Origin of the sequence: Bacteroides cellulosilyticus DSM 14838, assembly GCF_000158035.1 — a bacterium.
GTDB classification, from domain to species: Bacteria; Bacteroidota; Bacteroidia; order Bacteroidales; family Bacteroidaceae; genus Bacteroides; species Bacteroides cellulosilyticus.
This window is the reverse complement of sequence record NZ_EQ973490.1, coordinates 1,781,316-1,803,602: the sequence shown is the minus strand read 5'-3', so window position 1 is coordinate 1,803,602 and position 22,287 is coordinate 1,781,316. Positions and strand designations below refer to the sequence as shown.

The 22,287-nt window shown below is 43.2% G+C and carries 13 protein-coding genes and 1 tRNA gene; 11 read left to right on the top strand and 3 right to left on the bottom strand.

Annotated features, from left to right (window positions below):
* Positions 1-325: 325 nt before the first annotated feature.
* The 5 genes from BACCELL_RS11000 (at position 326) to topA (ending at position 9,415) form a co-directional block, all read left to right on the top strand.
* A complete protein-coding gene (locus BACCELL_RS11000) occupies positions 326-1,582 on the top strand; it encodes an ATP-binding protein (RefSeq protein ID WP_007211851.1) in 1,257 nt (418 codons plus the stop codon).
* 26 nt (positions 1,583-1,608) lie between these two features.
* Positions 1,609-2,136: an NUDIX hydrolase gene (locus BACCELL_RS10995; RefSeq protein ID WP_044153805.1), complete on the top strand. Its 528-nt coding sequence runs from the start codon at positions 1,609-1,611 to the stop codon at positions 2,134-2,136.
* A 93-nt stretch (positions 2,137-2,229) separates the two neighbouring features.
* Positions 2,230-5,262 carry a tetratricopeptide repeat protein gene (locus BACCELL_RS10990; protein ID WP_007211849.1) on the top strand — a complete coding sequence of 1,011 codons (3,033 nt, stop codon included), beginning with the start codon at positions 2,230-2,232 and terminating at the stop codon, positions 5,260-5,262.
* Between the two features lie 20 nt (positions 5,263-5,282).
* Positions 5,283-6,923: a TonB-dependent receptor gene (locus tag BACCELL_RS10985; RefSeq protein ID WP_007211848.1), complete on the top strand. Its 1,641-nt coding sequence runs from the start codon at positions 5,283-5,285 to the stop codon at positions 6,921-6,923.
* Between the two features lie 134 nt (positions 6,924-7,057).
* Positions 7,058-9,415: a type I DNA topoisomerase gene (gene topA / locus BACCELL_RS10980; protein WP_022210546.1), complete on the top strand. Its 2,358-nt coding sequence runs from the start codon at positions 7,058-7,060 to the stop codon at positions 9,413-9,415.
* Positions 9,416-9,488: 73 nt separating this feature from the next.
* On the opposite strand, the gene argS is transcribed toward topA, so the two are convergent.
* Both argS and BACCELL_RS10970 read right to left on the bottom strand, forming a co-directional pair.
* On the bottom strand, positions 9,489-11,306 hold the full coding sequence (gene argS / locus BACCELL_RS10975; protein WP_007211845.1) for an arginine--tRNA ligase: 1,818 nt from the start codon (positions 11,304-11,306) through the stop codon (positions 9,489-9,491).
* Positions 11,307-11,434: 128 nt separating this feature from the next.
* Entirely contained in the window at positions 11,435-11,707 is a 273-nt protein-coding gene (locus BACCELL_RS10970; RefSeq protein ID WP_007211844.1) for an HU family DNA-binding protein, read from the bottom strand.
* A 215-nt stretch (positions 11,708-11,922) separates the two neighbouring features.
* On the opposite strand from BACCELL_RS10970, the gene BACCELL_RS10965 reads away from it, so the two are divergent.
* The 5 genes from BACCELL_RS10965 to secDF all read left to right on the top strand — a co-directional run bounded on the left by BACCELL_RS10965 (position 11,923) and on the right by secDF (position 19,927).
* Positions 11,923-12,657: a rhomboid family intramembrane serine protease gene (locus BACCELL_RS10965; protein ID WP_007211842.1), complete on the top strand. Its 735-nt coding sequence runs from the start codon at positions 11,923-11,925 to the stop codon at positions 12,655-12,657.
* Entirely contained in the window at positions 12,638-13,528 is an 891-nt protein-coding gene (locus BACCELL_RS10960) for a rhomboid family protein (protein WP_007211841.1), read from the top strand. Before BACCELL_RS10965 ends, BACCELL_RS10960 begins: the two co-directional genes overlap by 20 nt.
* 14 nt (positions 13,529-13,542) lie before the next feature.
* Positions 13,543-14,649, top strand: a complete 1,107-nt coding sequence (locus BACCELL_RS10955) for an endonuclease/exonuclease/phosphatase family protein (protein ID WP_026367139.1) — start codon at positions 13,543-13,545, stop codon at positions 14,647-14,649.
* A 44-nt stretch (positions 14,650-14,693) separates the two neighbouring features.
* Entirely contained in the window at positions 14,694-16,778 is a 2,085-nt protein-coding gene (locus BACCELL_RS10950) for a M3 family metallopeptidase (protein ID WP_007211839.1), read from the top strand.
* Positions 16,779-16,927: 149 nt separating this feature from the next.
* Positions 16,928-19,927, top strand: coding sequence for a protein translocase subunit SecDF (secDF, locus tag BACCELL_RS10945; RefSeq protein ID WP_007211838.1), 3,000 nt, complete (start codon positions 16,928-16,930; stop codon positions 19,925-19,927).
* A 61-nt stretch (positions 19,928-19,988) separates the two neighbouring features.
* Here the strand turns inward: secDF and BACCELL_RS10940 are convergent.
* Positions 19,989-20,060: transfer RNA gene (locus tag BACCELL_RS10940), tRNA-Arg, on the bottom strand.
* Between the two features lie 449 nt (positions 20,061-20,509).
* On the opposite strand from BACCELL_RS10940, the gene BACCELL_RS10935 reads away from it, so the two are divergent.
* Positions 20,510-22,287 (top strand): 2-oxoacid:acceptor oxidoreductase subunit alpha (locus tag BACCELL_RS10935; protein WP_007211836.1); only part of this gene is annotated, 1,778 nt, incomplete at its 3' end.

The following is a 22,287-nucleotide window of genomic DNA, read 5'->3' as shown; positions in this document are numbered from 1 at the left end:
TCCGATATGGGGTCTTTACATCAAGAGCGACCGCGAACGTACGCTTTCCATTTACGATACAGCCGGACACATGGTACGTCAGGTTGAAGTACAGGAAGGCACCACTGCTGTCACCGGATTGGGAAAAGGCATCTATCTGCTGGCAAGAAAAAAGATTCTGGTTCAATAAGTAAATTGTTTGTTAATTTAGAGAAAGGTCCTACACCATGATGAATGAGTGATAGGACCTTTACTATCGAATATACTCGATAATAACATATTCATTTTATCGAATATATTCGATAACTATTCGTATATTTGCCTGTCATCAATTACAAAAAGAGATATGGACAAAGACACCACCAAACGTTTAATCATTGAATATCAGCAATTTGTTGCTAATATTACATTAATAGAGCGTGAAATACATCTATCTCATCAGTTGAACTATGTCTTCGTGGGACTCCGACGAGCCGGGAAATCCTATCTGATGTACCAACAAATACAAAGCTTGTTGAATGATGGACATCAACCGGAAGAAATTCTCTATTTCAACTTTGAAGACGATCGCCTGGTCAATTTGACTGTAGAAGATTTGGACCTTATCAAAGTTTCTTACGAAGAACTTTATCCGCATAAACCTATCTTTTTTCTGGATGAAATACAGATTGTGGAGCATTGGGAGAAATTTGCACGCCGTCTGGCCGACCAACAGTATCGCGTTTATATTACCGGCAGCAATGCCAAAATGCTGAGTGCCGAAATTGCTACTACACTGGGAGGGCGATATATAGTACAAAATGTATATCCTTTCTCCTTTTCTGAATTTTTGAAAGCTTCTAAAATTGAGATTGGACCAACATGGTATTACAAAAACCGTACAGAGATAGTCCGGACATTCTCCGACTATTTCAGTTATGGAGGTCTACCCGAATTAATGCTCATAGAAACAATAGAAAAACGGCAATGGCTCAGTAATCTATTCAATAAGATTTTCTTCGGTGACCTGATAACCCGTTATTCCATTCGCAATGACCTCGCTATGAAAGTCTTGATTCGTAAACTGGCTGAAAGTGTGAAACAACCTTCTTCTTTCAACCGTCTGACCAATATCGTTTCAACAACAGGCGCCAAAGTTTCAACGGACACCATTATCGATTACCTTAATTTCTTGCAAGCCACATGGCTATTCTTCTCACTTGAAAACTATGCCAGCAAATTAGTAGAGAAAATATCGAACCGGAAATATTATTTCATCGACAATGGGCTGCTGAACTTATTCCTAATAGACCCGGTGACCTCGTTATTGGAAAATATAGTTGCCATCTCATTAAAAAAGAAATATGAAGAGGAACTCTATTTTTATCAACAAAATATAGAAGTAGACTTTTACATCCCTACTGCAAAATTGGCCGTACAAGTATCCTATAGCCTAAAAGAAGAATCCACCCGTAAAAGAGAAACAGACGCTTTATTGAAAATAGCAGAAACACAAGCGGTAGAGACGTTACTCGTCATCACCTACGATGAAGAGGAGACTATTCAAAAAAACGGCATGGAGATAAAAGTTATCCCCATCTGGAAATGGCTGCTGGATACATAATTTTAAAACCTAATATTCAACCATTTATGGAACATCCTTTTTCCCAATTCAAATACTGCCCCAAGTGTGGCTCCGTGCATTTTGAAATCAACAATGAAAAGTCCAAACGTTGTGCCGACTGTGAATTCGTCTATTACTTCAACCCGTCTGCCGCCACCGTGGCACTGATAATGAATGAACGGAACGAATTATTAGTATGCCGCCGTGCCAAGGATCCGGCTAAAGGAACTCTGGATTTGCCGGGTGGCTTTATCGACATGGCGGAAACCGGAGAAGAGGGAGTCAGCCGCGAAGTGAAAGAAGAAACCGGAATGGAAGTGAAAAAGGCGGAATATTTATTCTCTTTGCCCAATATATATGTGTATTCCGATTTCACCGTCCATACTCTGGATTTATTCTTCCGCTGTACAGTAACTGACACCTTGCATTACCAAGCAATGGATGATGCCGCAGACGTCTTCTTTCTGCCACTGAAAGATATACATACAGAAGATTTCGGACTAAGTTCCATCCGCAAAGGGGTAGGAATATTTCTGAAAGAAATGGGCGAATAATGATTCGCACAGACCACGGTATATCCTAAAAAAGCCAAACAAGTGTAACAAATTCGACTTAAAACCCGTACTTTTGTAAAAACGCGTTGCATTATGAAGAATAAACTCTCCCGAATACTATGCACGGCACTCTGCTGTGCACCTTTGCTCGCTACGGCACAGACCAGCGAGAATATCACTTCCCCTCAACGACTTTACCAGGAAGGACAGTCACTGTTCCAACAAAAAGCGTATGCAGCTGCCATCCCACCGTTGCAAGCATTCGTACGCCAGATAGATGCAGAAGGCAAGCCCCTGCCTGTCGCAGGCGAACGGATGGAAGCCGAGTATATGCTGGTATGTGCTGCCTACGAACTAAAAGACCTTAAAAGTTTAGACAAATTGCAGGCCTATCTGGATGAATATCCTGATACACCCTATGCCAATCGCATTTATGCACTTATGGCATCCGTATATTTCTTCGAAGGAAAATATGATGAAGCCATGGCTATGTTCAATTCTGCCCGTCTCGATCTGTTGGGAAATGAAGAACGCGACGATATGACATACCGTCTGGCAACCTGCTATTTGAAAACAGGTAATGTGAAAGAAGCTGCCATATGGTTCGAAACTCTCCGTAGCACCAGTAAAAAGTATGCAGCCGATTGCACATACTACATTTCTTATATCCGCTACACCCAGCAACGTTATGACGAAGCAATGACCGGCTTCCTGTCTTTACAGGATAACGCCAAATACAAAGCGCTTGCGCCTTATTATATCGCAGAGATTTACCTGATTAAAAAGAATTATGATAAAGCGGAAATAGTAGCGCAGAATTATCTGTCCGCCTACCCGAATAATGAATATACAGCTGAAATGTACCGTGTTCTCGGTGATGCCGACTATCACTTCGGAAAGTATCACGAAGCCATGGAAGCATTTGAAAAGTATCTGGAAAACAATAAAGAGGCTGCCCCCCGTCGGGATGCACTCTATATGCTGGGACTTTCGTACTACAACTGCGGTGTATACTCCAAAGCGGCCAATACCCTCGGCGAAGTAACCGCTGAAAATGACGCACTGGCACAAAATGCCTATCTGCACATGGGGTTGGCTTATCTGCAAATGTCAGATAAGAACAAGGCACGCATGGCATTTGAGCAAGCTGCTGCCTCCAATGCAGATATGCAAGTCAAAGAGCAGGCTGCTTACAATTACGCCCTTTGTATTCACGAGACCTCCTATTCCGCTTTCGGTGAATCTGTTACTGTTTTCGAGAAATTCCTTAATGAATTCCCGAATTCCCAATATGTAGACAAAGTCAGCAGTTATCTGGTAGAGGTATACATGAATACCCGCAGTTACGAAGCCGCCTTGAAATCCATCGAACGAATCGCTCACCCGGGCACTGCAATTCTGGAGGCGAAACAGAAAATCTTGTTCCATCTCGGTACACAGTCTTTTGCCAATGCACAATTCCAGGAAGCTATCGGTTACTTTAACCAGTCTGTAGCCTTGGGACAATATAATCTGCAAAACAAGGCGGATGCTATTTATTGGAGAGGAGAAGCTTATTATCGTCTGAACCGGATGCAGGAAGCAGCAAGTAACTTCAGTGAATATCTGAATCTTACTCCGGACAGAAATACAGAAACTTATGCACTGGCATACTATAATCTGGCCTACATAGCTTTTCATGAGAAAGATTACACACTTGCCCAGAACCGTTTCCTGAAATTCACACAACTGGAAAAAGGAGAAAATCCCACTGCACTCGCAGATGCTTACAATCGCATAGGCGACTGTTATCTGCACGCACGCCGTTTCGATGAAGCCAAGCAATATTATACCAAAGCAGAAAACATGGGAACTCCTGCAGGTGATTATTCTTTCTATCAGTTGGCTTTGGTTGCCGGCTTGCAGAAAGATTATGATGGTAAGGTTGCATTGCTCAACCGCATGGCAAACAAATATCCGTCTTCACCCTATACCATAAATGCTCTTTACGAAAAAGGCCGTTCGTATGTACAGACAAGCAACAGTCGCCAGGCTATCGCAGCATTTAAAGAATTGCTGGATAAATATCCCGAAAGCCCGGTCAGCCGTAAAGCCGCTGCTGAAATCGGCCTGCTTTATTACCAAAACGATGAATATGATCGCGCGATAGATGCTTACAAGCATGTAGTAACCCAGTATCCGGGTAGTGAAGAAGCACGTCTCGCCATGCGTGATTTGAAATCAATCTATGTAGATGCTAACCGTGTAGATGAATTTGCCGCCCTGGCAGCCAAGATGCCGGGAGAAATCCGCTTTGATGCCAGCGAGCAGGATTCTCTGACTTATATCGCCGCAGAAAAGGTATATATGAAGAGAGAGATCGCTCCTGCCAAATCAAGCTTTACCCGTTACCTGCAAAGCTTCCCCAACGGCGCATTCAGTCTGAACGCCCATTACTATCTTTGTGTGATTGGCAAAGAACAGAAAGATGAAGCCGCCGTATTGGAACATGCCGGCAAACTGCTGGAATATCCGGATAATCCTTATTCACAGGAAGCACTCATTGCACGTGCGGAAATTCTGTTCAACCGTAAGCAGTTCGACCAGGCATTGAATGACTACAGACAGTTGAAAGCAAAAGCTACCACTCCCGAACGCCGCCAGCTTGCAGAAACAGGAATGCTGCGCAGTGCCGCCCTGATGCAGGATGACGTGGAAACAATCGCTGCCGCCACCGACCTGCTTGCCGAAACCAAATTGACACCGGAGCTACGCAACGAAGCCCTGTATTTCCGTGCCAAGGCCTATCTGAACCAACGCGCCGACAAGAAAGCCATGAACGACCTTCAGACACTGGCTAAGGATACACGCACACTTTATGGGGCCGAAGCCAAATACCTGGTTGCCCAACAACTGTATAAGGCAGGTGAATACACTGCTGCTGAAAAGGAAATACTCAACTTCATTGATCAGAGCACACCACACGCTTACTGGCTGGCAAGAAGTTTCGTTCTGCTGTCGGATGTATATGTAGCAATGGATAAAAAACTGGATGCACGCCAATACTTGCTGAGCCTGCAACAGAATTACCATGCCGACGATGACATCGAACAGATGATTAATGAAAGATTAGAAAAACTGAAGTAAAAACCTCGTCAATTATAAATATGAAAAAGGTACAATATATATTCGGGGCATTGGCACTTATAACCATACCGAACTGGGTGCAAGCCCAAACGCAAGCTAAAGATACTACCCTGAGCCGCACGGTCGTGGTAGAACAAGAATACAATCCGGACATCATAGATGCTTCCAAAGTAAACGTACTGCCCAAGGTAATGCCGCCAACAGTCAGCAAAAAGACTGTGGAATATGATGCCACACTCGCACCTGCGGGAAATATCCCTGCAACTACCATGGAGGCGTATACAGGAGCTGAAAGTCAGGATAAGGCAAAACGCGGCTACGCCCGTCTGGGGTATGGCAATTACGGCAACCTGGACGCTCGTGCCAATTATCTGTTCATCCTGCCTAACAGTGACAAACTGAACCTGAATTTCCACATGAACGGCATGGATGGCAAGTTAGATCTGCCTGATTCCAAGGATAAATGGGATGCACGTTATTACCGTACACATGCGGGTATGGATTATGTACATGCTTTCCGGAAAATGGACTTAAATGTAGCCGGAAACTTCGGGCTAAGCAACTTCAACTTCATGCCCGGCAGCACAAATAATAAGCAGAAATTCCTGTCGGGTGATGTACATTTCGGAATAAAATCAACCAGTGAAGAATTACCGCTTCAATTTCATGCCGAAACCAACCTGATGTTCTATGAGCGCCAACACGATATACAATATCAGGACGCACAGGAAGTTATGGTACGGACAAAAGCCGGTGCAATGGGAACGATCTCCGAAGAGCAGTTTGTTGGAGTAGATCTCTCCATGGACAATACGTTCTACAAGAACAATCTTTTTGAAGATTATACCTCTGTGGAATTAAATCCCTATTATCTGTATCAGAGCGAAGACTGGAAAATCCGTCTCGGCGCTCACGTGGATTTTGCATTCGGATTTGGCAAGAAATTCCGGGTAGCACCGGACGTGACAGCCCAATATATCTTCTCTGACAGTTACATTCTCTACGCCCAGGCTACAGGCGGACGACAGGCCAATGATTTCCGCAGGCTAGAAATGGTTTCACCTTATGGCCAGAGTAGTACACAACTGGATGCCACCTACGAACAGCTGAATGCCGCTCTCGGCTTCAAAACCAGTCCGGTAACAGGTTTATGGTTTAATATTTATGGTGGATATCAGGATTTGAAGAATAATCTTGCTTCTGCCGCAATTGCGAACTATAGCGGTTCATACCTTCAATTGCTCCAAGGAAATATGCATAACATATATGCAGGCGCCGAAGCCAGCTACAGCTATAAGGATATTATTTCCTTCACCGCTTCGGGCATTTACCGTGACTGGAAAACTGCTAAGACAGAAAATAACAGCGGAGACCAGCTACTCTATTACATGCCTTCTTTCGAAGCAAACTTCAAGGTAGACATTCGTCCGATTTCTTCTGTCCTGATCAACCTCGGTTATCAGCACATCACTCGTGAGAAGATAGGCAACGAGCGTGTAGATCCGGTTGGGAATCTATACCTTGGCGGTAGCTACGAAGTCTTTGAAGGCATATCAATCTATGTCCGTGCAAACAATTTATTGAACAAAGACTACCAATATTACCCGGGATATCCCACAGAAGGTATCAATTTCATGGGTGGAGTGAGTTTTCGTTTTTAACAAATTGCGTGGCAAAAAAAGTCATTTTTGCTAAAAAAGAATATATTCTCCACATATTATAAGGTGGAAACAATTGTTTTTTTCTACTTTTGCGGGCAAATTCAGTGGCAGGAGCCACTATAAAACAGAAATTTATGCCAAAAAACCTTGTCATTGTCGAGTCACCGGCAAAAGCAAAAACAATTGAAAAGTTCCTGGGAAAAGATTTTAAAGTTCTTTCCAGCTATGGTCATATACGCGACTTGAAGAAGAAAGAATTCAGCATTGACGTTGAAAAAAACTTTGAACCGGACTATGAAATTCCGGAAGATAAGAAAGCACTGGTTAAGACACTGAAAGCTGAAGCTAAAGATGCTGATACCGTATGGTTGGCTTCCGATGAGGACCGCGAGGGAGAAGCCATCGCCTGGCACTTGTATGAAGTACTAAAACTGGAACCGGAACATACCAAACGTATCGTATTCCATGAAATTACCAAAACCGCTATACTGAAAGCTATCGAGCAACCACGCAATATTGATATCAATCTTGTCAATGCCCAGCAGGCACGCCGCATTCTTGACCGTATTGTAGGTTTTGAACTTTCTCCCGTATTATGGAAAAAAGTGAAACCCGCACTCTCTGCCGGACGTGTACAATCTGTAGCCGTACGGCTCATTGTAGAGCGTGAACGTGAAATACATGCTTTCCAAAGTGAAGCATCTTATAAAGTCACTGCTGTTTTCCTTGTTCCCGACACTGACGGAAAACTCGTTGAGATGAAGGCGGAACTTGCACACCGCCTTAAGACCAAAGCTGAGGCGCAGAAGCTCCTGGAAAGCTGCCAATCGGCAATATTTACCATTGAAGATATTACGACACGTCCGGTAAAGAAGAGCCCGGCTGCACCGTTCACTACTTCTACTTTGCAACAGGAAGCCGCACGCAAACTCGGCTTCACTGTAGCACAAACGATGATGGTAGCTCAACGGTTGTATGAATCAGGACGTATTACTTATATGCGTACCGACTCCGTAAACTTATCGGAACTCGCCATTAACGGCAGCAAAGAAGCCATTGCCAATATGATGGGAGACAAATATGTACATCCACGCCACTTCAGCACCAAGACCAAAGGAGCACAAGAAGCGCATGAGGCTATCCGTCCCACATATATGGAGAATGCACAGATAGAAGGTAGTGCACAAGAAAAGAAACTATACGATCTGATCTGGAAACGTACCATTGCTTCTCAAATGGCAGATGCCGAACTGGAAAAGACAACAGCGACCATCAGTATAAGCAATACATCCGAGGCTTTCAGTGCCACGGGAGAAGTTGTGAAATTCGACGGTTTCCTGCGTGTATACAGAGAATCTTATGATGACGATGTGGAACAGGAAGATGAAACTCATCTGCTGCCACCGTTAAAGAAAGGTCAGAAGTTAGAGTATCAGAACATTACTGCCACTGAACGCTTTACACAACATCCACCCCGCTATACAGAAGCAAGCTTGGTGCGCAAACTGGAGGAATTAGGGATAGGTCGTCCCTCTACTTATGCGCCTACGATCTCTACCGTTCAACAACGTGAGTACGTAGAAAAAGGAGATAAAACAGGTGAGGAACGTTCATACAATGTAATTACTCTGAAGAAAGACAAAATCACAGATGCCACCCGTACTGAGATCACCGGAGCAGAAAAAGCAAAACTGCTACCTACAGATACAGGTACAGTAGTGACTGACTTCCTGACACAGTACTTCCCCAGCATCATGGATTACAACTTCACAGCCAGTGTAGAAAAGCAATTTGATGAGATTGCCGAGGGAGATACAAAATGGACGACTATCATGAAGACGTTCTATAAAACCTTCCATCCATCCGTGGAAAGTACTCTCGCTGCCAAAAATGCACACAAGACTGGAGAACGCATATTGGGAGATGATCCTGTTAGCGGCAAGCCTGTAAGCGTCAAAATCGGACGTTTTGGCCCTGTAGTACAAATTGGAAGTGCTGAAGATGAAGAAAAACCCCGCTTCTCTCCTTTAAAGAAAGGTCAATCCATCGAAACAATCACTTTAGAGGAAGCAATGGAGCTGTTTAAGTTACCTCGTACCCTTGGTGAGCATGAAGGCAAAACGGTTACTGTCAATGCCGGACGTTTCGGGCCGTACATTTATTACAGCGGAACTTATACTTCACTTCCCAAAGGCGTAGATCCGATGGAAATAGAATTGGAAGAGGCTTTGGAATTAATAAAAGAAAAAGCGGAAGCAGAAGCAAAGAAGCACCTCAAGAAGTTCGACGAAGAACCTGAGCTGGAAATCATGAACGGAAGATATGGCCCTTACATTGCTTATAAAGGCAGTAATTACAAAATCCCAAAGGATATCGTTCCGGAAGATTTAAACTTGGACGCCTGCATGGAAATTATCAAATTACAGAGCGAGAAAGCTGCATCAGCTCCAGCTAAACCGAAACGAGGAAAATATACCAAGAAGAAAGCATAAAAGGATTATAAAGCAATCAGCCCCGGAATGTATTGGTCATTCCGGGGCTGATTATTTTTATAGATAGCTGTTTTTACATTCTATCCGGCACTTCAACACCCAGCAAGCCCATGCTGATGCGAACTACCTTCGCTACGTTTTCCGACAAAGCAAGACGGAAAACTTTCACAGCCTCATTTTCTTCACGCAGAATACTAAAGTCATGATAGAACTGATTGTATTCTTTCACCAGGTCATAAGTATAGTTGGCAATAATAGAGGGACTGTAATCCGTACCTGCCTGCTTCACTACAGCAGCAAAGTCAGCTACCATCTGAATAAGGCCTTCTTCTTTCTCACTCAACTCAATACCAACAGGAATTTCAGCCGGAATTACAATACCGGCTTCAGCAGCCTTACGCATTACAGATTGAATACGCGCATACGTATATTGAATGAATGGACCTGTATTTCCATTAAAGTCAATTGACTCTTTCGGGTTGAACGTCATATTCTTACGGGCATCTACCTTGAGGATGAAATATTTCAAGGCGCCCAAACCAACAATACGAGCGATATTGTCAGCTTCTTCCTGAGACAAGCCATCCAGCTTGCCCAATTCATTAGAAGTTTCTTTGGCAGTACTAATCATTTCTTCCATCAAATCATCAGCATCTACCACTGTGCCTTCGCGGCTTTTCATCTTACCTTCGGGCAATTCTACCATACCATAAGAGAAATGTACGAGACTCTTTCCCCACTCAAATCCAAGCTTGTCAAGCAGGATGGAAAGCACCTGGAAATGATAGTTCTGTTCGTTGCCTACTACATAAATCATCTTGTCAATAGGATAATCAGCAAAACGTAATTTAGCTGTACCTATATCCTGAGTCATATAAACAGAAGTCCCATCAGCACGTAGTAACAACTTATGATCCAAACCTTCAGCAGTAAGGTCAGCCCATACGGAACCATCTTCTTTTTTATAGAAGAACCCCTTTTCAAGACCTTCCATCACCTTCTCTTTCCCTTCAAGATAGGTATTTGACTCATAATATATTTTGTCAAAACTTACACCCATTTTATGGTATGTTTCATCAAAACCTTCATACACCCAGTTGTTCATTTTAGCCCAAAGCGCACGCACTTCCGGATCATTAGCTTCCCACTTCACCAGCATTTCGCGGGCTTCATTCATTAGAGGAGAAGCGGCTTCAGCCTTTGCTTTAGCTTCTTCTTCCGTCGCACCTTCAGACTGAAATTTAGCCATCAATTCCTTCACTTCAGCTTTATAGTGCTTATCAAAAGCTACGTAATAATCGCCTACCAAGTGGTCCCCCTTCTTTCCGGATGATTCGGGTGTTTCACCGTTACCATATTTGGACCAGGCCAGCATGGACTTACAAATATGAATACCACGATCGTTGACAATATTTGTTTTTACCACTTTATTGCCATTTGCCATCACAATGTTGGCTAAAGCATTACCCAGAAGATTATTACGTACATGTCCCAGGTGAAGTGGTTTGTTGGTATTGGGTGAAGAGTATTCGATCATCACCAACGGAGAATTATCCGTGGCAGCAACAATACCGTATTGCTTATCAACATGAATGTCATTCAACAATTCAATCCAGGCGGAAGAAGCGATAGTCAGGTTCAGGAAACCTTTGATCACATTGAATGCAGCTATCGAAGGCTCGTTAGCTTTCAGGTATTCGCCAATCTCCTGTGCTGTCTGCTCCGGTCCTTTCTTCGACATGCGCAGGAAAGGAAAAACTACCAGCGTGAGGTGTCCCTCAAATTCTTTCTTGGTTTTTTGCAGTTGCACCTGTGCGGCAGGCACGTCCTGTCCATACAGCGCTTTCAGTCCGTTGATGACGGACGCTACCAGTTTATCTTCTATATTCATGATTTAAAAGTATTTTCCGGGTGCAAAGATACTATATTTTGGCGAATTACGCGTTGCATCTGTACGGATAATAAAAAAGGAGACACCTCATAGCGCCTCCTTTTCTATTTTTCATTCATAGCCTTCCTTTATTCGATGGCCAAAGTCAACTCCATACCAGGTTTAAACTTAGCAACTCTCTTTGCAGGAATCGTAATGCTCTGTTTGGTAGAAGGATTAATGCCCAGACGTGCTGCTCTCTCTGCTACAACGAACGTACCGAAGCCAACCAATGATACTTTGTCACCAGCCTTTAGGGCTTTCGTGATTGCTGCCATGAAAGCATCTAATGCTTTCTTAGAATCCGTTTTTGTCAAACCGGACTCTGCCGCCATAGCGTTGATAAGTTCTGACTTATTCATAATACTAAAATTAAATAATTAATATGTTACACAAAAGATATCCGCATTAGTCATTCACAAACCTCTACAAAAATAGAGCAATATTTCTGAATATCAAATAAAAACATTAAAAAAAGATTGGATTTTGGCGAAAAATAAAGAATAGAAAGGCCTTTTTCTGTTATAGAACAGAATTTATTCGTATTTTTGCAACTCATTGAACGAAATAACAGATTATGAATGCTATACCAACAGTTACTAAGAACCTATTAATCATTAATGTACTGGTCTTTCTTGCGACCATTGTTGCTCAAAGTTATCATCTTGATTTAGCCCGTTATCTGGGACTTCATTTCTTTCTTGCCGATGACTTTAACGTAGCGCAACTTATCACATACATGTTCATGCATGGAGGTTTCACACATCTTTTCTTTAACATGTTTGCCGTGTGGATGTTTGGTCGCATACTCGAACAAGTATGGGGACCCAAACGTTTTTTATCTTACTATATGATATGTGGTATAGGTGCAGGCTTAATCAGCATGCTGGTAACCTACATACGCATTCAGGCTGCAAAGACCGGAATGAGTCCGGAAATGATTAACACCGTATATCAGGAAGGCGCTCAAATCATACGGGATAATATGAATTACACCTATCCGCCCATGGCAAATCTGAATGCTCTCTTAAACGGAGTTACCGTAGGAGCTTCAGGAGCCGTGTATGCCATTTTGCTGGGCTTCGGAATGTTGTTCCCCAACCAGCCGCTATTCATATTTCCGTTGCCGTTTCCGATAAAAGCCAAATACTTTGTTATCGGATATGCACTGATTGAACTGTACGCTGGTTTTGCCAACAATCCTAACGACAATGTAGCGCACTTCGCACACTTGGGTGGTATGATATTCGGTTTTATACTGATAATGTACTGGAGAAAAAAAGATAGAGGAAATGGGTACTATTATAACTGACCTTAAAGAAGCTTTTCGCAGAGGGAATATTTATATCCAGCTGATTTATATCAACGTAGCTGTTTTTGTAGTCACTACGCTGACGGAGGTAATTCTGCAATTATTCAATCGCAGCCTCGGCGGTGTGTTTGAATGGCTGGAATTGCCAGCTTCACTCACACAGTTCATCATACAGCCATGGTCACTGTTCACATATATGTTTATGCATGCAGGATTTTTACATATCCTGTTCAACATGTTGTGGCTATACTGGTTCGGAGCACTATTCCTAATGTTCTTCTCGGCCAAACATCTGCGCGGGGCGTATATCTTAGGAGGTATTTGCGGTGGATTATTGTACATGGCAGCCTTTAATATCTTCCCGTATTTCCGCCCGATGGTCGATTATTCATTCATGTTGGGGGCATCCGCTTCCGTGCTTGCCATCGTAGCTGCTACAGCGTACCGCGAACCTAACTACCCCATCCGGCTGTTCCTCTTTGGTACGATACGGTTGAAATATCTGGCACTGATTGTTATCGGTACAGATTTACTGTTCATTACATCCAGCAATGCGGGCGGACATATTGCCCACTTGGGTGGTGCATTGGCCGGACTCTGGTTTGCTGCCGGACTCAGTAAAGGAAAAGATATCACTGCCTGGATTAACAAAATTCTAGATGCTATCGTTTCACTATTCAGCTTCAAGCCCCGCAAACCGAAGATGAAAGTTCACTATGGTAACAGCCGTCAGAAAGACTATGACTACAACGCCCGCAAGAAATCTCAATCCGAAGAAATAGACCGTATCCTCGATAAACTGAAAAAATCAGGATATGAAAGCCTGACCACAGAAGAAAAGAAAAGTCTTTTCGATGCGAGCAAACGATAGTACAGAAAATGGGAATAAAGCATATTGGTAAATTCGTAGCCTATCTGATTTTAGCGGTTAATATTTTCTTTATAAGCTTGCTGCTTCTCACCGCTTACAGCCCGCACATCAAGCCGGTTGCTCACCCCGTAGAGTCCTGCTTCGGGCTGACATTTCCTATTTTCCTGGTGATAAACATCTGCTTTTTCATCTTTTGGCTTATTATCCAAAAGTATAAGTTTGCACTTTTTCCACTGGTAGCATTTCTTTTATGCTATTCACAAATACGGACTTATTTCCCGCTCAATTTCCACACAAGCAAATTACCCGAAAACAGTTTCAAGGTTTTGTCATATAACATCATGGGCTTCGACGGAGCCGTCAAAAAAGATGGCGAGAATCTCATTCTGAATTATCTGAAGAACAGCGGAGCAGATATCTTATGCCTGCAAGAATACCAAACGATAGAATCTCCCCGTTATCTCAGCCAGAAAGATGTGGAAAAGGCTTTAAAAGATTATCCCTATCATAACATCCAGATAGTGGGAAGAGGAAGTGGAAAAGGCCACACCAACCGGATAGCCTGCTACTCTAAATTCCCTATTCTTTCATCCCGTACACTGGACTATGCCAGTGAATACAATGGTTCAGTGGTTTATGAACTGAAAATGGGAGAAGATACCGTAATGCTCATCAACAATCATCTGGAATCTAACAAGCTGACTAAAGAAGACAAAGTAGTCTACGAAAGTATGCTCAAATCTCCTGAAACGGAAAAAGTTAAAAGCGGTGCACGCCTGCTCATCCGCAAGCTGGCAGAAGCATCCGCCATTCGTGCCCCACAAGCAGACAGTATCGCTCAGGAAATCGCAGCGTCACGATACCCTTATATCATTGTCTGCGGCGACTTTAACGATACTCCCATTTCCTATGCACACCGGGTCATTGAAAAAGGATTAAATGATGCTTTTACCAAGTCCGGCCGCGGGCTGGGTATCTCTTATAATCAAAATAAATTCTATTTCCGGATAGACAATATCCTGGCAAGCAAAAACCTTAAACCTTATAACTGTACGGTGGACCGTTCTATAAAAGAATCCGACCATTATCCAATCTGGTGTTATCTGAAGAAAAAAGATTGAAAACGAATCAATAATTAATACTTTATACCTAATACTTAAAACTTATGTTTAAGAAGTGTATTTTTATTTTAGCTACAAGTTGTATGATGTACTCCTGTACCACACAGACGGAAACTAATCCGTTCCTGACTGAGTTCCAAACCGAACATGGCGTACCGCCTTTCGATAAAATCAAACTGGAACATTATGAACCTGCCTTTCTGAAAGGCATTGAAGAGCAAAATGCAAATATCGATGCAATAGTGAACAACTCCGAAGCGCCAACCTTTGAAAATGTAATTGTTGCTCTTGACAATAGTTCCCCGATACTGGACCGGGTTAGCGCCATCTTTTATAACATGACGGAAGCAGAAACAACAGATGATCTGAAAGAATTATCTATTAAACTCGCCCCGACATTGTCCGAACATAGTGATAATATCTCACTAAATCAGGATCTTTTCAAGAAGGTTGATGCTGTATACCAACAGAAAGATGCATTGGGACTGACTACCGAACAACAACGCCTGCTGGAAGAAACCTACAAAGGTTTTGTCCGTTCCGGTGCAAACTTATCCCCTGAGAAACAGGCACGCTTGCGCGAAGTCAACAAAGAACTGTCTACATTAGGTATCAAATTCAGTGATAACGTGCTGAATGAGAACAACGCTTTCAAACTTTATATAGACAAGGAAGAAGATCTAGCCGGACTGCCCGACTGGTTCCGTCAAAGCGCCGCTGAAAAAGCAAAAGAAGACGGACAAGAAGGCAAATGGCTGTTCACATTGGGTAATGCCAGTCGTCTTCCATTCCTGCAATACTCTGAAAATCGTCCGTTACGCGAACAAATGTACAAGGCCTACATCAACCGCGGCAACAACAATGACAAGAACGACAACAAGAAGAATATTACAGACATCGTAAAACTACGTCTGGAAAAAGCACAATTACTGGGCTTCGACTGTTATTCTAATTTTGTTTTGGATAATACGATGGCTAAAAATTCCACAGCCGTTATGGACTTCTTAAACAACCTGTGGAGCTATTCATTGCCAAAAGCAAAAGCCGAAGCTGTTGAATTGCAGAAAATAATGGATAAAGAAGGCAAAGGTGAAAAACTGGAAGCGTGGGACTGGTGGTTCTATACAGAAAAACTCCGCAAAGAGAAATACAATCTGGAAGAAGACGAAATCAAACCTTACTTTAAGTTAGAAAATGTACGCGAAGGCGCTTTCGCTGTAGCTAATAAGCTTTATGGGATCACTTTAACGAAATTGGAAGGTATCCCCGTATACCACCCCGATGTAGAAGTATTCGAAGTGAAAGATGCAGATGGCTCACACTTGGGTGTTTTCTACGTAGATTATTTCCCCCGTCCGGGCAAGAGCGGCGGTGCATGGATGAGCAACTATCGCGAACAACAAGGTGCCATCCGCCCGTTGGTATGCAATGTATGCAGCTTCACACAGCCCGTAGGCGATATACCTTCATTGCTGACTATTGACGAAGTGGAAACACTGTTCCATGAATTTGGCCATGCCCTGCACGGATTGCTGACAAAATGCAACTATAAAGGTATTTCCGGCACAAACGTAGCACGCGACTTCGTTGAGTTACCTTCGCAAATCAATGAGCATTGGGCTACCGAACCTGAAGTATTGAAAATGTATGCCAAACATTATCAAACCGGTGAAACTATTCCCGACAGCCTTATTGAAAAGATTCTAAATCAGAAAACCTTCAACCAAGGTTTCATGACCACCGAATTACTGGCTGCTGCCATTCTGGATATGAATCTGCACAACCTGACAAATACCCAGAACCTGGACGTATTGGCATATGAGAAAGAGGCCATGGACAAACTGGGGCTTATTCCGGAGATAGCTCCACGCTATCGTACCACCTACTTCAACCATATCATTGGCGGTTATGCTGCCGGCTATTACAGCTATTTGTGGGCAAATGTATTGGACAACGATGCTTTCGAAGCTTTCAAGGAACACGGCATCTTTGACAAAAAGACAGCCGACCTCTTCCGGAATAACGTTTTGGAAAAGGGCAACAGCGAAGATCCGATGACTCTTTATAAGAACTTCCGCGGAACGGAGCCACAACTGGAACCGATGTTAAAAAATCGCGGAATGAAGTAAAAACATTCCTATACGGAGGGAGTTAATTCTTTATCATGTGCAAATATTTGAGTTCCTTTTACTTCCGAATGTGAAAAAAAAACTATATTTGCAGCCTTGTACGCAACAGAAATTAATTAAAAAAGTAATCATAATAAACTAAAAGTAACATGCAAAACAAAGGATTTGTAAAGGTTTTTGCGGTATTGCTCACACTGGTGTGTGTGTTCTATCTCTCCTTTTCTTTTGTGACTCGCCATTATACCAATAAGGCTAAAGAGTTTGCAAAAGGCGATGTGAAAGTAGAGCAGGACTACCTGGATTCTCTGGCTAATGAGAAAGTATTCTTCGGCAATTGGACACTGAAACAGTGCCGAGAGATGGAAATCAGTTTAGGTTTGGACTTAAAGGGTGGTATGAACGTCATCCTCGAAGTTTCCGTTCCCGATGTAATCAAAGCATTGGCGGACAACAAACCCGACGAAGCATTCAATCAAGCATTGGCAAATGCTGCCAAACAGGCTATTAGCAGCCAGGACGACGTCATTACGTTGTTTGTGAGAGAGTATCACAAAATTGCTCCGGACGCACGTCTTTCCGAGCTTTTCGCCACTCAACAGTTAAAAGACAAAGTTAATCAAAAGACCTCCGACGCGGAAGTAGAAAAAGTACTGCGCACGGAAGTAAAAGCCGCCGTTGACAACTCATACAACGTACTCCGTACTCGTATCGACCGTTTTGGTGTGGTTCAGCCCAACATCCAAAGTCTGGAAGACAAGATGGGACGTATCATGGTGGAGCTTCCGGGTATCAAGGAACCGGAACGTGTAAGAAAATTACTTCAAGGTTCCGCTAATCTGGAGTTTTGGGAAACATACAACGCAAAGGATGTTGCACCTTATCTGCAAGCAGCTGATAACAAACTGCGTAACATTTTAGCTAATGAAGCACCTGCTGACAGTGTAGCTGTTGACAGCACCGCTGCTCCGGTTGTAGCGCAAGCTACCAGCACCGCCGACAGTCTTGCCGCTGCATTGAAAGGTGAAAACAAAGCACAATCCGTCGATCTTGCACAAATCAAGAAAGAACATCCGTTGCTGGCTGTACTGCAGGTTAATTCCAGCGGACAAGGTCCTGTTGTAGCTTATGCTAATTACAAGGATACCGCCGACATCAACAAATATCTTTCCATGAAAGAAATTCAAGCCGAACTCCCGAAAGACCTTCGTCTGAAATGGGGTGTTTCCGCTTACGAATATGATCCGAAAGGACAAACTTTCGAACTTTACGCTATCCGCTCAACCGAACGTAACGGACGCGCTCCGCTGGAAGGTGATGTTGTTGTAAGCGCTAAAGATGAATACGATCAGTTTGGTAAACCTGCCGTTAGTATGTCAATGAATACAGACGGTTCACGCCGCTGGGCACAGTTGACTAAACAAAACATTGGTAAGAGCATCGCTATCGTATTGGACGGCTATGTATATTCTGCACCGAATGTAAATACTGAAATTACAGGTGGTAACTCACAAATCACGGGTCACTTTACTCCCGAACAGGCAAAGGACTTAGCAAACGTACTGAAATCCGGTAAGATGCCGGCTCCCGCACGTATCGTTCAGGAAGATATCGTAGGTCCGTCTTTGGGACAGGCTTCTATCAACGCCGGTGTATTCTCATTCATCGTAGCATTGATACTATTGATGATTTATATGTGCTCCATGTACGGTTTCATTCCGGGTATGGTTGCCAACGGCGCATTGGTACTGAACATGTTCTTTACAATGGGTATCCTTTCATCCTTCCAGGCGGCCCTGACAATGTCCGGTATTGCCGGTATGGTGTTAGCTCTGGGTATGGCTGTGGATGCGAACGTGTTGATCTATGAACGTACAAAAGAAGAGTTACGCGCAGGTAAGGGTGTGAAAAAAGCCCTCGCAGACGGTTATTCTAATGCATTCTCCGCTATCTTCGACTCAAATTTAACGTCTATCATCACGGGTGTTATCCTGTTTAACTTCGGTACAGGTCCTATCCGTGGTTTTGCCACGACCTTGATTATTGGTATCTTGATTTCATTCTTTACCGCTGTGTTCATGACACGTCTGGTATATGAATACTTCATGAATAAAGATAAATGGCTGAACCTGACTTTCTCTTCCAAGATTTCTAAGAACCTGATGACGAATGTACATTTCGACTTCATGGGTAGAAATAAGCAATGGTTTACAATTACAGGCATTATCCTTGTTATCTGTATCGGTTCATTGTTCGTACGTGGCTTGAGCCAGAGTATCGACTTCACCGGTGGACGCAACTTCAAGGTACAGTTTGAAAACGCCGTAGAACCGGAACAAGTACGTGAGTTAATCGCCAGCAAGTTCGGCGATTCTAATGTAAGTGTAATTGCTATCGGTACCGATAAGAAGACTGTACGTATCAGTACAAACTACCGTATCGAAGAAGAAGGTAACAATGTCGATTCAGAAATCGAAGCATATCTGTATGAAACGCTGAAACCGGTATTGACGCAGAACATCACGCTGGAGACATTCATCGACCGTGAAAATCACACAGGTGGCAGTATCGTCAGCTCACAGAAAGTAGGTCCGAGTATCGCAGATGATATCAAGACTTCGGCCATGTGGTCTGTAGTTCTCGCTCTTATCGCCATCGGTCTCTACATCTTGATCCGTTTCCGCAACATTGCATATAGTGTGGGTTCCGTAGCTGCACTGACCAGTGATACATTAATGATTCTTGGCGCTTATTCATTGTGCTGGGGTTGGATGCCGTTCTCTCTTGAAATTGACCAGACATTTATCGGTGCTATCCTTACGGCTATCGGTTACTCTATCAATGACAAAGTGGTAATCTTCGACCGTGTGCGTGAATTCTTCGGCCTGTACCCGAAACGTGACAGAAAGCAATTGTTCAATGATTCGTTGAATACGACTCTGGCACGTACTATAAATACTTCATTGAGTACATTAATCGTGCTGCTGTGTATCTTCATCCTTGGTGGTGATTCTATTCGCAGTTTCGCATTTGCAATGATTCTCGGTGTTGTAATCGGTACATTATCTTCTCTGTTCATTGCATCTCCTATCGCATATATGATGATGAAGAACAAAAAGATTGTTGAGCCTGCTGTTGAAGTAGCTAAATAAGAACTATATAGTAACAAAACAAAAAGGGAAGCCGAATAAATGGCTTCCCTTTTTTGTTTTGTAGTCCCGAGGGGAATCGAACCCCTATCTAAAGTTTAGGAAACTTCTATTCTATCCGTTGAACTACAGGACCAAAAACATTTGCGGTTGCAAAGATAAAGCATTCTCCCGATTTAACAAAGGCGAACGAATCTTTTATCGAGAAGTTAAAGAAATACAGCCTACACAAGATTTTATCAAAGTGTCAACCTAAATCAGCTACAAACAGTAGTATATTGGCGATCCAATCTTACATTTAGTCAACAGTCAGGCAACCAAAAATAAATGATAATATGCAACTTTTATTCGTTCAAGTCAGACACATAGTCAGAGTTTTGCTCACTCCAAATATCAAAAAACACTCATTTATCAATTCTTTTAGTACACAATCACAGATTAACTCGAAAAGATTTTGCCAAGTCGCATAACTTTCCGACATTTGCAAACGCATCTTTAAAAGCGTAGTACTTTTTGTAAGTACCCCAACCAACATAAGAACAGATTTTAAGTGATCCTATAAATTAATCATAGTAATACGAAATTATGGCAAACGACATGATGGTAAAAGAACTGGATCAAGTGGTAGTCCGCTTTTCCGGAGACTCCGGCGATGGTATGCAGCTCGCCGGCAACATCTTTTCAACAGTATCGGCTACGGTGGGAAATGACATCAGTACTTTCCCCGACTATCCCGCAGATATCCGCGCCCCGCAAGGTTCTCTGACCGGCGTATCAGGTTTCCAGGTACACATCGGCGCCAGCAAAGTATTCACCCCGGGTGATAAATGCGACGTATTGGTAGCTATGAACGCTGCCGCATTGAAAACACAGTATAAGTTTGCTAAGTCTACTGCTTGTATCATCATCGACACAGACTGTTTCCAGGCTTCCGATTTACAGAAAGCCGCTTTCAAGACTGACAATCCTATCGAAGAAATGGGTATCAAGCAAGACGTGATTGCTGCTCCTATCTCTCAAATGGTGAAAGATTGCCTGGCAGAAACAGGTATGGACAACAAAGCAATGCTGAAATGCCGCAACATGTTCGCTCTCGGTTTGGTATGCTGGTTGTTCAATCGTGACCTGAAGATTGCAGAAGATTTCCTTAGAGAGAAATTCGCAAAAAAGCCGGAAATAGCAGAAGCCAACATCAAGGTGATTCACGCCGGCTACGACTATGGTCACAATACACATGCTTCTGTAGCGCATACTTATAAGATAGAAAGTAAGATAAAAACACCCGGAATATACATGGATATCATGGGTAACAAAGCTACAGCCTACGGTTTCATTGCTGCTGCTGAAAAAGCAGGTCTGAAGTTGTTCCTGGGTTCTTATCCCATCACTCCTGCTACGGACGTATTACATGAACTTTCCAAACATAAATCTTTAGGTGTCATTACCGTTCAATGCGAAGATGAGATTTCCGGCTGTGCTACAGCTATCGGTGCATCTTTTGCAGGTGCATTGGCTGTAACTACCACTTCCGGTCCGGGTGTCTGCCTGAAATCAGAGGCTATGAACCTGGCAGTGATTACAGAACTTCCTCTGGTTGTTCTGAACGTACAGCGCGGTGGCCCTTCCACAGGTTTGCCGACTAAATCGGAACAAACTGACTTATTGCAGGCTTTGTTTGGCCGTAACGGCGAAAGCCCGATGCCGGTTATTGCCGCCACCTCACCGACAAACTGCTTCGATGCAGCCTATGCAGCTTGTAAAATGGCTTTGGAGCACATGACCCCTGTGGTTCTGTTGACAGACGGTTTCGTAGCCAACGGTTCCGGTTCATGGAAACTGCCGAATCTGGATACATATCCTGAAATCAAACCTCAGTATGTTACTCCTGAGATGAAGGATAACTATACTCCTTATAAACGCAACCCTGAGAACCAGGTACGTTACTGGGCCATTCCGGGACAAGAAGGCTATACTCATATCCTCGGTGGTCTGGAAAAAGACAGCAACACTGGTGCGATCTCTACCGATCCTGAAAACCACAATCTGATGTGCCACCTGCGTGCAGAAAAAGTTGCAAAGATTGCTGTGCCCGATGTAGAAGTACAAGGCTGTGCAGATGATGCAGACCTGCTGATTGTAGGTTTTGGCGGTACTTACGGACACTTGTATTCTGCTATGGAAGAGATGAACAAAGCCGGACAAAAAGTAGCCTTAGCTCACTTCTCTTATATCAACCCACTGCCTAAAAATACGGCTGAGGTATTGAAGAAATATAAGAAAGTGGTAGTTGCCGAACAAAATCTGGGACAATTTGCCGGTTATCTCCGCATGAAGGTAGATAATTTCACTCCGTATCAATTTAA

Coding starts and splice junctions, on each gene's coding strand:
- BACCELL_RS11000 (WP_007211851.1), top strand. CDS start 326: ATGGACAAAGACACCACCAAACGTTTAATCATTGAATATCAGCAATTT.
- BACCELL_RS10995 (WP_044153805.1), top strand. CDS start 1,609: ATGGAACATCCTTTTTCCCAATTCAAATACTGCCCCAAGTGTGGCTCC.
- BACCELL_RS10990 (WP_007211849.1), top strand. CDS start 2,230: ATGAAGAATAAACTCTCCCGAATACTATGCACGGCACTCTGCTGTGCA.
- BACCELL_RS10985 (WP_007211848.1), top strand. CDS start 5,283: ATGAAAAAGGTACAATATATATTCGGGGCATTGGCACTTATAACCATA.
- topA (WP_022210546.1), top strand. CDS start 7,058: ATGCCAAAAAACCTTGTCATTGTCGAGTCACCGGCAAAAGCAAAAACA.
- argS (WP_007211845.1), bottom strand. CDS start 11,306: ATGAATATAGAAGATAAACTGGTAGCGTCCGTCATCAACGGACTGAAA.
- BACCELL_RS10970 (WP_007211844.1), bottom strand. CDS start 11,707: ATGAATAAGTCAGAACTTATCAACGCTATGGCGGCAGAGTCCGGTTTG.
- BACCELL_RS10965 (WP_007211842.1), top strand. CDS start 11,923: ATGAATGCTATACCAACAGTTACTAAGAACCTATTAATCATTAATGTA.
- BACCELL_RS10960 (WP_007211841.1), top strand. CDS start 12,638: ATGGGTACTATTATAACTGACCTTAAAGAAGCTTTTCGCAGAGGGAAT.
- BACCELL_RS10950 (WP_007211839.1), top strand. CDS start 14,694: ATGTTTAAGAAGTGTATTTTTATTTTAGCTACAAGTTGTATGATGTAC.
- secDF (WP_007211838.1), top strand. CDS start 16,928: ATGCAAAACAAAGGATTTGTAAAGGTTTTTGCGGTATTGCTCACACTG.